Consider the following 11,561-nt stretch of genomic DNA (forward strand, 5'->3'; position numbering starts at 1 on the left):
CGGCTGATACCGATGGTCGACCGGTATAACGCGAGCGGAACAGCACAATGCGGAGAAGATTGGGCTGGGGATTCGTTCCCTACAGGTGAGGAACAAACCTATGAAGTGGAGTATCCGTCATCTAGATTGTGCAATGGGTGTGCGAGGCAGCCTAAGATGTCATGAACAGATCGAAAGGTACACGCTCTAGGTAGTCAGCTCCAAAGTCGCACCCAGCACCTTTGATACTGACAGGGACCAATGAAGAAAGATGGATATTTTCTTTTTATAGAACAGCGACTTGTGAATTAACACATAAGGATCAATGATGACTGAGGCATACCCGTATCCGTAGCCAAAACCGTGACCGAACCGTGACCAAAACCGTGACCGGATTTCATCTATGAGAGGCAATCCATCCTCAGTCTGTTTGGTCCTTCGACGCACCAATTTGTCTTACACGGCAATGTGAACCTAGTTGTTGGCGCACGTTTTAAGGGGTGCGAGCTGAAATAATAGAATCACCAAAAAAATGCGGAAGTTGAGAAGTCGATTTTCATGAGGTTTTAACCTATTCTTTCGCACAAACCTATTTGGGTGCCCAAATCTATGCCGAGTGACCTATTCAGAAATGAGGTGTTCTCTAGAATACAGACGGCTATTGTGCGCGCTAAGGACGCTGGTCTTCTTCAACATCCTGGCCTAACGGGTCGTGCCAGGGAGGTATTTGTAAAGGACCTTCTTAAACCTCTGCTACCGCCGTACGTCGAAATCGGCACCGGTAAGATCTCTGACTCGGATGGCAATCTATCCGCCGAAGTAGATGTCATTATCTATAGCGCTGCGACACTACCCGCAATTATTTTTGATGCGGGGTTTGGGATCTTTCCTGCGGACGCGTGCGTCTATGCCGTCGAAGTCAAAAGCGTTCTAACAGCTGACCAGTTGCGAGATGCTATTAAGAAACTGAAGCATCTTCAGCAGCTACGGTACTTACCGTCAGCTTTGGATTGGAGGTACCAGCCAGCCGGGCCACCCTGCCGACCGGTGATTCCAGCATTGTTTGCTTTTGGTAGCGATCTCACGAATGCTGGGAAGGGAGAGATAGACAGATACCGCGAATTGGATCTGGATGCAGACACGAATCCTACCATCCCAGTTTTATGCGTGGCTGGTCGTGGCTACTGGTGGTATAAGCCAAATGAACCTGCTGAAAAATGGATTAACCACTTGCCGACCGAGAACAATGAAGAAATTCTAGATTTTTTAGGTGGAGTCGCGAACACAATTCCTGATGTAGTAGCGCAGAAGGGCAGGCCGAGAATTGGACAATATTTTCTTCGCCCTCGTGATTTCAAAAAACTGTGAGCGCTCCCACCCAATAGGTAAAGTGACCGCCTTACCATTCGGAAGCCATGACGCTAGCCATCGTTCAGAAGGATAAAAAATGAAATACGCTTACCAAGCTGAAAAATTTTCTGCCGCGCGAAAATGCCTTATGCTTCCCCAAAGGGTGAGGCGCAGTCGATAGCAGATTCTTTTAATGAGTGCTCTCTGGCTCTTCACAGTCTCGACAGAAGCGGACTCGACCATGACATAACGCTGATGATAACGGATCTCGAACACCTAATGGACGCAACGCATCTGAACCGCCCCGACATCGGCGGATGGCGTGCGAAAGCTGAGCAATTCTCACTGGACCAAAAATTTCGGGTATCCCATTTGATTGACGAGTTAGCAAACTGGTTCAAAATGGCAAATTCGTCTTCTGGCAAGACCTAGAGCCCTGTCTCGGCACGTCCTAGTAACCACCCACGATGTTAAGAGTGAGCTTCACAAAACTCTGAAGCTCACCGTCGTCGATAATTTCGGTGTCGGCCTTCGCATGATTGGAGTCATGGTGATATTTCTTTGAATAGTCATTGATTGACTGAAGTTTCTCAAGAACGTCGAAGAGCTGGTGATCCGAGCCTTTCGCTTTGATTTTTTCTAGCATGTCTCCTAACCACTCCTTGTCAGTAAACTGCCCAGGAAAACGGTAGCGACAGTATCCTTCCAAAACAGGCCTTATTTTGCGAGCGATGTCACGGAGATCTTTACTGCTATCCTGGAGGTAAGCAGTAAGAGCCGCATGATCTTGAAAATAACCTCCCTTAGTTTCCTTCTCGATGTCCCATTCTTCTATAGCAGTGTTTTGGAGGCCGACGCGCGACAGTTGAAGAATTCGTTCTTCTGCGTAAGGCAGGCTCTGCGAAAGGTATTTAAGAAAGTAGGGATCATGAGAAAACACAAAAATCTGCCGACACTCTTGTCCGCATTTCTTAATCAATTCCTTGGTACGCGTCCTACGTGACCGGTCTTGACTGTTAAAAGGATCATCAAAAACCACAATTTTCTCTGCCTTTTTGTCGGTCTGTTCTAACTGGGCGAGAAAGAAAGCAAAGGCGAGAGTGTTTTTATCACCTGCGCTCAATGTGTTACGGAAAGAAGGTGTGCCGAGGGGGGTCTTACTATCACCAACCTCGACCGGCGTACCATTAATGAGAATCTGATAAGTTGAGCTGGCCGTTCCACCCGGATAGTTGTGCCTGATATTGGCAATGGTAAATCCTGCATTGAAACCATTCAGCAAATCATTAATGCGTTTTTCATAGTGAGTGATAATTGATTCGGTGTGCTTATCTAAATTTTCTTTTGCGGTCGTCTTTTGACCTTCTAGAGTTTTCTTATCCGACAGGGCATTTTGGTATTGGACGCACAAGGCGGCAACTTCAGGGGTGTGTCTATGCCGAACAATCTGGAGTTCTTCGAGAGCCGCTTGGACTGTCAATTCGTTGAGCGTCTGAGTCTTAACCTTTTTATCCTGTATAAACGCGTTCGCCGCCGCGATAGCCGTGTTGTACAGAGCGAGCTTGGACAAAGCATCTTGAACGGCTACTCGCTTCGGCGCAAAAGCAGCGTCTGGCGTAACTTCTTCGAGAGGAGATGAGGCCTTCTTTGCCAAAAGGGCAAGGGCCGCTTCGGCCCAATCGTTCAGTGGCTTCCCGACATCCTTGTCGAAATCCAAGGGGGGCAGATCAATGGTCACGAACTGCTTCCAAAATTCGATGGCGGCGTCATTCTGGATAAGGGATTTTTCAATATCGGAAAGTGGTTTTGTACCGAAGTCTACCTCGATGCTAGTCTTGAGGTCTGCGATTTCATTTCGGAGCTGGTGGTAGGCGGCACTGAAGAATGCACGGTAGGCTGCAACTAGATCATTACTGGAAATCCCTTGCCCGCAGAAGGGGCATCGGTCGCTGTGAATGTAGCCAACGCCTTCCGAAATCCATTCCTCGCCCTTTTCGTGCATATGATGAACTTCTATCTGGGATGCCAAACGTTTCTCGGCATCCTCCCCTATACCTTCAATACCTTTCAAAAGAGCAACTTCCAAATTTCCCGAAAAAGTTGGAATGTGAAGACTTGAGAGAAGCCCCTTAATTTTGATTTCGGTGGCGCGTCTCGCAGCCTGTTGCTCGACTGTTTTGTCGAGGATTTTAGCCTCAACATCAGGGTCGGAAGCGATGTTCACAAACGCATCAATATCTTTGAGAGACCGGGGAGCCTGCTGCTGAAGAGTCGCTTTTCGCACGCCGATCTCGATATTTTTTGCACGGATAGCCTCATCGAGCCGCCCCACCTCCGAGGTGAGGGCAATTCCTTGACTCCCGATGATAACGCGGTAGAGATTTCGTTTCTGCTCAAGGTCAACATACTCGCCGACGAAGACATTGGTAGCGATAAAAGTAGAGTCAAAGATTTCGATGAGTGGATGCGACTTATTCCATTTCTTTCCGTCAAAGATGACAACTTCCTTGGTGTCGAGAAGGATCTTAACCTCGGGTTTGCCGGTTCCGCCAAGGGTTTCACGCTCAGTGATGTATTCTGGCTTTGATGTTTGGAGAGATCGCATGATGGCGCAAAGGGTCGTTTTCCCCCTGCCGTTTTCGGCGAAAAATAGGTTGTAGTGACGCAATTCCATGTCGCCGTGATAGGCATAATTCAGAAACCGACCAACATTCTTAAGAGTAACGATTTTTCTAATCATGGGCCCCAAGCGGAATATCGGATTTGTTCATCGCTGTTTTATGCTATTCGAAAAATTATCGGGACAGCTTTTGTTTCTGGCCCCTTTAGCGAAAGAATCCTAACGCGATAACGCAAACCTTTATCATTTTTAAAAAACACCTGGTATACGTGCGTCGAAAATATAGCGCTCTTAGCTAAGAATTTCGAGGCTATGGACCAGAACTTTTGAAGTTCAATAGATAACAACTTTCCTTAAAACTCAGATCCGAGACAAAAAAGCAAATAAGATTCTTAAGCCTGGCACTTGAAGATAAGTTTCGTCCTACTTTGACCATATAGATCAAGTGAAGCGGGGGCTCCGCCCCCGATCCCCCCGGCCGTCCGGTCCAGTGGTCCGGAACGGCCGGGCGGCCTCGTTGGGCGAATCTTTGCATTCCTAATCTCCCCATGGTTTCAGTATTCCTCTTCCCTACTCTGGCTTTGTAAGCAAGGATCGAACAGAACGGCGGCCAAGCTGACGCATCGCCGCCTTGAATAAGGATGGAGCATCGCTCCCTCTCACCCGTGAGGGATAGTGGACGGGTGACAGGGAGAAATTGATTAGAGCGTGTCACCGTCGCCCCGTGAGTCCCGCACAGTCCACACAGAGCCAGATTTCGCACGTCACATCCTTCTCCGGATAACAGAATCGCACCCAAGCTCGTTCGAAGTGGCAGAACTCACAGAGCCGTTCTTTGGTATGTTCCGGACAGAGCCAGGCTTTCCGTGCCCGATCATACGTGGTCGCTTCCCGTCCGCAACAGGCGAGACCGAACAGGCTTGGCAGCTTCAGATCACATCGATGCCAGATCATTCTCACACCTCCTGATAGACCAGTCCCTTCCCCAACACGAGTTGCAGAATGGTGCCGCTGAACCAAATAGGATGCCCTGAAAGGAGATCCTCCCAAGTCTTGATAAAGACGATACGCGGGATTTCGATCTCCCCTCTGATCCGTCGATAGGCGTTCCTGGTGGACCATTGATGCCGCATTTCTTCCCACAGTCGACTGATCGGAAAGCCAAGAGACCGTTTCCAGGACCAACACATGTTCACGTAGCCACATTGATCCTGGACATACTGGCTGATCACATACCGGCTCAGACGATTTCGAGAGCGGTGACTAGGCTGGTACGCTTTGATCCAGACGACTGGAGCCCCATGGAGGGCTTGCCATTGGGATGAGAGCCATTCCTGCGAGATCCAGAACCGGCGGGCGCGTTCTCCATCCGGCACCCGCCAGGCCCAGAAAATGTGGAGGACGCCATGCCCCTCTTCTGTCCGGACCTGGTAATACTCCAAGCCTTGAAAACCAAGCTGCCGCTCAATCCGTTGACGCAGTTGCTTGTGGTGGTACGTCAGTTTCTCCGCATCCCCGCCTTCTGCCGTCGACAGCGTGACCCACAGGACTTGGAACTGGTGGCACTCCCAGAACCACAGGAGCGACCGCACCCGGTGATAGCCCCGCTTCTGTTTCCTGGTCCATTCGCCGGCGACGGGCTCCCGTCGGAACTCCTTCCAGCGGCTCATCGGGCACCTTCCGGCTGGGGAATTACCGGCCTGAGGCCGGCAGCCAGAATCCGTTCCAATTCCTCAATGGGAATCCGCACCGCTCGCACCGACGGCTTCACATAGGCAATCTGCCGCTTCAGGATGTACTTCCTGATTGTGCTTTCCTTGAGCCCTAACCGGTTCGCGGCTTCTCGAATGGTGATCAATTTTGTACTGGGGACCATCGGGCACCTCCTTAAAGAATGGTTCAAAAATGATCACGGCTGATATTGTTGAGCCGTGATTCTTCTTGACACCCATTACCAATGCAGAGGTACACTTGCCAAACACATTCCGGTGAAATCGGCCCTTTCGCACGACACATTTCCGGTGGTGTTGGGATCAAGAAACTCAGGAGGGTCGGCGTGAAAAGGGCCGAAGGCATGAGCGCACAGGGCACGCGGAACAGGACTTCAAGTTGAGTATGAGAAGGCGATGGAGCGGATCCAGACGATGCCGGATGGCGCCGTGGGTGGGTGCTCGGTTTTACAGACCGATCTGGAGGCTTTGACGCCCACGGAATGGACGCTGGTAGCGTTTGAGGTCGCGGCCTTTGTCGATGAGACGGGGAGCGCTATGGCGGGATGGTGGCCCCGGAGGTGGCTGGAGCGTGGAGGGCGTGCCTCACGCGAAGAACTATCAGACGATACCCAGTCGCAAAGAAGCCCTGGACATTCAGGCTGCCGTCCTGGAGCACTTGGAGCTCTATTGGCACGAAGGCTACACCGAGTTCACGTTTCCGCAGATGACGCTGGTCGTGGTGTCGCCGGGTGAGGGCTCTGACGAGGCGGGTACGGTCATCGTGAGTGCGAAACGCAAGGCGAAGGAGTTTGAATACCGGTTTGTCCACCTCCTGGCCCACACGGGGGACTACATCCGGCGTTGTCCGGAATGCGCCACGATCTTTTTCGCGATCAGACGCGACCAGCTGTACTGTCAGCCCCGCTGTCAAAACCGCGTCGCGGCGAGAAAGTGGCGCGAAGCCCAGAAGACCGGGGAACGAAAGGAGAGCCACCGTGGCACGAAAAGACGGAAAGGATAGAGGCATTGTCGAAAAGCCGGCGGGATCCGGGAAATGGTGGGTACGGCTCACCATTAACGGCCGGGAAAAATGGTTTCGTGCTACCAACAAGAGCCAAGCGAAAGCGCTCTATGGCCGACTCAAGGCCGAAGCACGTGAAGGAACATACTTCCCAGAAAAGTATAAGCAGACTAAACAGGTCACGTTACGAGCATGGATTGCACGCCATCTTGAGGGCTGTTCGAATCGGAGCGTCGCCAATTCACGACGGTATGGCCGGTTTTGGTCACTGCTGTTGGGGAATCGAACCCTCCGGGATATCTCTACGGAAGACTTACGACGGATTCAGGCACAACTGAAAGCCCGCTACGACTTGGACAAGGCCAAAGGAACCAGGCGCAAGGCTCCACCGACGATCAATCGATATTTCTCCTATCTGAGGCATGTTCTCACTCTGGCGGTGAATGACGGCAAGATCGACCGCAACCCTATCAGCGGCGTGAAATTCTTTCCAGAGGCCATCAAAACTCGGTTTCTGACAGACGACGAAATTCATCGCCTCCGTGACCTGATGGCGCCGCGAGTGTGGGAAATGGTCGCCTTTGCGATTGAAACGGGGTTGCGACGATCGGAACAGTTTAATCTACGATGGTCGCAGATCGACATGGAAAATCGGGTGCTCAACTTACCGATGCCCAAAGGTTCGAAAAGCCGTTATGTGCCATTGACCGACGGGGTATGTGCGCTACTCTCCAGATGGGATTCATTCACGAGGTCCCCTTTCGTATTTCCCGGCAAAGATCCTCTCAAACCCCTGGACGCACGCTCATTTGTCCACCGGCACTTTGACCCGGCACTACGGCAAGCCGGAATCGTCGGCGCAAGCTGGCATTCCCTGAGGCATACGGCAGCCACCCGCCGAGTCTTATCCGGCGCGAGTCTTTACGGCGTGCAGCAACTGTTAGGACACCGCGATATCAAAACGACGGCGAGGTACAGCCATCTGACACCCGGCTTCATGCAGGAGACAGTGGCCAAGGGCAGCTTGTTTGCTTCGCATCTGGAAAGTCAGGTTGAAGCGCGAACCGGGAGTAAAACCGGGAGTGGTCTAAGTAACCTTGGAGGGGCTGCTACACAACCTATTGATTTTATGGTGCGCCCGGCTGGAATCGAACCAGCGACCCTCAGCTTAGAAGGCTGATGCTCTATCCGACTGAGCTACGGGCGCGCTGCTGGTGGTCTAGAACGCTTTGTTTGGTCGGGGCGAGAGGATTTGAACCTCCGACATCCTGCTCCCAAAGCAGGAGGCTGACGACCAAACGGATTGCGCGTCCTCGATCTATGTAGTGGCAGCATAGCCGAATGGGCAGAGCCAATGCCAGGGCCATACGGCTTTAGGCAATCCCCGAGTTGTCGACGATTCTACGGCACGCTATAAACCGTGCTCCTTGATTCACAGGAGACCTATCATGCTCGCTTTCGGGATGCTCGCACAGCGGTATCGGGAGACGCTCGCCGGACGTCCGGCCTTTATCAACTATTCACAAATCCACAAGCAGTACTTCCTGCCCTGGGAACCCCTGCCCCTGGATCAGATCACCAAGCCGATGATCCGGGCCTGGCACCTGCAGCATAAGGAGGCTCCCTCTCATGCCAATAAGGGCCTGTCCTACCTCAAGGGCGTGTATAACTTTGCCATTAACGCAGGAGCTTGGGACCAGGCCAACCCTGTTGACGGCATCAAGAAGCATGCCGAGTACAGTCGCGACCGCGTGCTCATTCAGCAGGAGCTGCAATTGCTCCTGTTCGGTATCGAGTGCCTGGAGCCGAAGCGGCGTGCCTATTTGACGCTCCTCCTCACCACAGCCTGTCGGCGCGGAGAGGCCTGCAAAATGGAATGGGCGCATGTGGACTTGAAAATCGGCCGCTGGTGGAAAGGGAAGACGAAGAACGGCCGCGGGCAGTGGATCCCGCTCCCGTCGCAAACGCGCGCCGCTCTGGACGCGTTGCCACGTACCGGCCGGTATGTGTTCGCTGGAGACCCCAATGGAGAGAAACAGTATTGGAGCGAATCTAGCGCCGAGAAATTTTGGGGAGACCTCCGCTCGAAGTGCGCGCTAGTCAACGTCACCATTCATGACATCCGCCGGACTGTCGCCTCACGAATCTACGCGCAGGAACGCGACTGGCACTTGGTCCAAGCCGTCCTGAATCACTATGACGGTTCGCCGACCGCGATTTACGTCCGGCTCAACTATGATCTGATTGCGCAGGTCCTGCAGAAGCACGCCGATAATCTGTGGGCCCTGGCTCTCCCAGGACCCACAGATTACGCGGAACCGCTAACCCCACTTCGGGAGACTGGCGCCCTGCCCTTCGCTGAGGGGCTCGCATGACGGAGCTATTTCTTGTGTGGGGATTTCTGGTGCTGCTATTTGTGGTCGTATGGGGGAAGGTGGCGCGGCGGAATTGAGCTGCCGATCATCGCACTCTTTGCGCCCGTCCATTTCGTACGTCATGAAATTGAGCAGATAAAAGACACATGCAGCGAGAGGGTGACAGCCTGACTCAGGATCGACCCTCTCACCTTTCCACCACCACGCAACCCAATGCCGCAAGAATGCCGCCGCGCATTGGCTAAATAGCAGGCCTTTGCGCCAGTTCCAGGCGTCATACTTCTTCACCCCAAAGGTGTAGACCCTTGCCACTTCTTCGAGCGCGCCCATCGGCAGTAGGTCCCATCGTACCTTGCCGTCATCATACTTCAATCCGCCCGGCTGCATTAGTTCACACTCCTTCCGATTTCTTTCCAGTTGGTCCCATCAAAAATGAGCCGGATATAATCGTCCGCCGTGCAGGACAGGTTGCCGGCCAGCTTCAGGTTGCCGCCGTCGACGATCGTGGTGTTGGACTCGCCGCATTCCACGACGATTTCCTGCCCCCGGTAGCCGTTGTCAAACATGGTGATGTTGGTCGCTCCGGTATTCTGCGTCTTCCACCAGTTCCCGTAACTCACGCTGGGCGTGGTGTCGGACGCGGTAAACAGCAGCGGAAATGAGCTGTTGGTGGTGTTCAGCTCAATCAGTCCCCGCGTAATCACCCGCGTGACATTGTCCAGGGCGCCTTGCTGGATCACCATGCGGCCGTTCGTGGCTCCATCGGCATAAATATCCGAGAGCCACACGGTCCCCACGGTCCCGTTGCTGGAGGTGCCGATCACCGGAAAGGTCCCCGCGCTTGAGGTGCCCCAGTTCTTCACCCACAGGCGGCTAATGGCGATATTGTGCGTGGTGTCCCCGACTCCGGTCTGGAAGTAAAATACGCGCTTCGTGACGTCTTCCACCTTGTTGTCCGTCATCGAAATGTTTTCGATCACGGAGGAATCGAAGTGCGTCGTCTCGATCGCCGCGAAGTCGCCCGCGTAGGTCGTCGTCATGTTGTGGATGCTGTTTCCGCTGAACACGAGATGTTGCAGCGTGCTAGTCCCGCTCGGATAGGCGACGAATGCGCCGTCGCTGTTCGTGATGGTGTTATGCGTGACCTCCCAAATGGGGTAGGTAATCGCTTCGCTGGCATCGTAGCCCACGAGCTTGATCGCTTTCGAGCCGTCCGAGGCGTCCGCATTGATAAACGTATTCCCGCGGATATGGATGCTCTTGACCCCGATCGCGTAGAGGGCATGGTCCCCGACATTGTTGTTATCGAATCGGGACGCGTCGACGGTGAGCAGTTCCGCCCGGACCGGGACGAGGCACTCCGCAATCGTGGCCGCGGCGCCGCTGATCTGGCAATCACTCCCCCGGACCGCGATTTGGTCCAGGTTGTACCCGGACCCGCCATCGGCGAAGATGCCGAAGTTGAACCCGCGGATCTTCACATACTCGAAGATCGCGTTTTGGTGAGCCGTCACGACATTATCCACACTCACCGCCCGCATGTTGTAGTTCGCGCTGGGCGGGGTGGCGACCTGCAGGGCCAGGTGCCGCAGGGTCAGGCTCTTGGTGGTCGCGATACCGTGCCGAGCCGATGCGACGTTGTTCATTTCCAGCTTCGTGACCTCCATCCCATGCCCTTCGATGATGATGGGCTTGGTGAAGCTCAGCGTCGCCGACAACACATATTTCCCGCTGGCCGGGTTGATCCGTCCGCCGCCGCTCGGCAGACTGTCATGAGCGGCTTGCCAGGCCGAATCGGACACCGTCACACTGTCCGCCGCGGCCCCCCAATGCTCCGGGCAGACCCCGTGCCCGGCTGTGGTAAAGCTCACCGTTCCTGAACCGTAGTAGATCCGCCGGGTACAAGGGGCAATCACCGAATCCGGGCTGTAAATCGTGGCCGTCACACTGACAGCCGGCGTCAGGCGGCCGCCCTGCAGGAACCACAGGTGAAGGGTCTGCGGCACCGTGACATTGGAGGCGACGGCCTGGTCGGAGCTGATCGCTAAGGTGGCCTCCGTGCTGCCGATGGAACTGACCGCGGTATTCAGGCTGGCGTAATCCTCCACCTGAAAGACGAGCCCGAAGTCCTTCGACACGCGGACCTTGTCGTACGTGTAGAGCGTCACATCGGCGGAGGTATCAATCCGGAACTTATAGAGCCCACCGGCCTCGCAATACATCGACACGATGCCGTTTGCGTCAGCCACAATCGGCTGCGCAACCGTGGTCGACTTCTCATAGTCGGACCAACAGTGTTTCAGCGTCGTGGTCCCAGACGCGTAGTGGTAGACCTTGATACCGGTCTGCAGCTCCCCGCTATCGAAGAACGGCCCGAAGGTGATGAATTGCCCGTTGTCGGCCAGGGCCGGCACCACGGAGAAGAGAACCAGGAACAGGGACAAGAGCAAACGATGCATGGAGACTCCTTGGGTAAACCCCGCGGAGTCTCATGAGAGAGGAGG

The 11,561-nt window shown here is 54.0% G+C and carries 9 protein-coding genes and 1 tRNA gene; 4 read left to right on the forward strand and 6 right to left on the reverse strand.

What is annotated here, in order from left to right; genetic code table 11:
* Positions 1-588: 588 nt before the first annotated feature.
* Positions 589-1,347: a hypothetical protein gene (locus HRU82_02420; protein QOJ33872.1), complete on the forward strand. Its 759-nt coding sequence runs from the start codon at positions 589-591 to the stop codon at positions 1,345-1,347.
* A 433-nt stretch (positions 1,348-1,780) separates the two neighbouring features.
* Here the strand turns inward: HRU82_02420 and HRU82_02425 are convergent, their stop codons facing one another.
* The 4 genes from HRU82_02425 to HRU82_02440 all read right to left on the reverse strand — a co-directional run bounded on the left by HRU82_02425 (position 1,781) and on the right by HRU82_02440 (position 5,825).
* On the reverse strand, positions 1,781-4,069 hold the full coding sequence (locus HRU82_02425; GenBank protein QOJ33873.1) for an AAA family ATPase: 2,289 nt from the start codon (positions 4,067-4,069) through the stop codon (positions 1,781-1,783).
* Between the two features lie 591 nt (positions 4,070-4,660).
* On the reverse strand, positions 4,661-4,903 hold the full coding sequence (locus tag HRU82_02430; GenBank protein QOJ33874.1) for a hypothetical protein: 243 nt from the start codon (positions 4,901-4,903) through the stop codon (positions 4,661-4,663).
* A 2-nt stretch (positions 4,904-4,905) separates the two neighbouring features.
* Positions 4,906-5,619, reverse strand: a complete 714-nt coding sequence (locus tag HRU82_02435) for a hypothetical protein (GenBank protein QOJ33875.1) — start codon at positions 5,617-5,619, stop codon at positions 4,906-4,908.
* A complete protein-coding gene (locus HRU82_02440) occupies positions 5,616-5,825 on the reverse strand; it encodes a helix-turn-helix domain-containing protein (GenBank protein ID QOJ33876.1) in 210 nt (69 codons plus the stop codon). The genes HRU82_02435 and HRU82_02440 overlap by 4 nt, the downstream gene beginning before the upstream one ends.
* A gap of 425 nt (positions 5,826-6,250) precedes the next feature.
* Here HRU82_02440 and HRU82_02445 point away from each other — a divergent pair, with 425 nt between their 5' ends.
* Both HRU82_02445 and HRU82_02450 read left to right on the forward strand, forming a co-directional pair.
* Entirely contained in the window at positions 6,251-6,682 is a 432-nt protein-coding gene (locus HRU82_02445) for a hypothetical protein (protein QOJ33877.1), read from the forward strand.
* A gap of 550 nt (positions 6,683-7,232) precedes the next feature.
* A complete protein-coding gene (locus HRU82_02450; GenBank protein ID QOJ37086.1) occupies positions 7,233-7,862 on the forward strand; it encodes a site-specific integrase in 630 nt (209 codons plus the stop codon).
* Here HRU82_02450 and HRU82_02455 read toward each other — a convergent pair.
* Positions 7,813-7,889: transfer RNA gene (locus tag HRU82_02455), tRNA-Arg, on the reverse strand. The two genes, HRU82_02450 and HRU82_02455, sit on opposite strands and share 50 nt — an antisense overlap.
* 241 nt (positions 7,890-8,130) lie before the next feature.
* Between HRU82_02455 and HRU82_02460 the strand changes: the two genes are divergently transcribed.
* Positions 8,131-9,057, forward strand: a complete 927-nt coding sequence (locus HRU82_02460) for a tyrosine-type recombinase/integrase (protein QOJ33878.1) — start codon at positions 8,131-8,133, stop codon at positions 9,055-9,057.
* Positions 9,058-9,443: 386 nt separating this feature from the next.
* Here the strand turns inward: HRU82_02460 and HRU82_02465 are convergent, their stop codons facing one another.
* On the reverse strand, positions 9,444-11,516 hold the full coding sequence (locus HRU82_02465) for a hypothetical protein (GenBank protein ID QOJ33879.1): 2,073 nt from the start codon (positions 11,514-11,516) through the stop codon (positions 9,444-9,446).
* Positions 11,517-11,561 lie beyond the last annotated feature (45 nt).

It is taken from the genome of Nitrospira sp. (assembly GCA_015709715.1).
Taxonomy (GTDB): domain Bacteria; phylum Nitrospirota; class Nitrospiria; order Nitrospirales; family Nitrospiraceae; genus Nitrospira_A.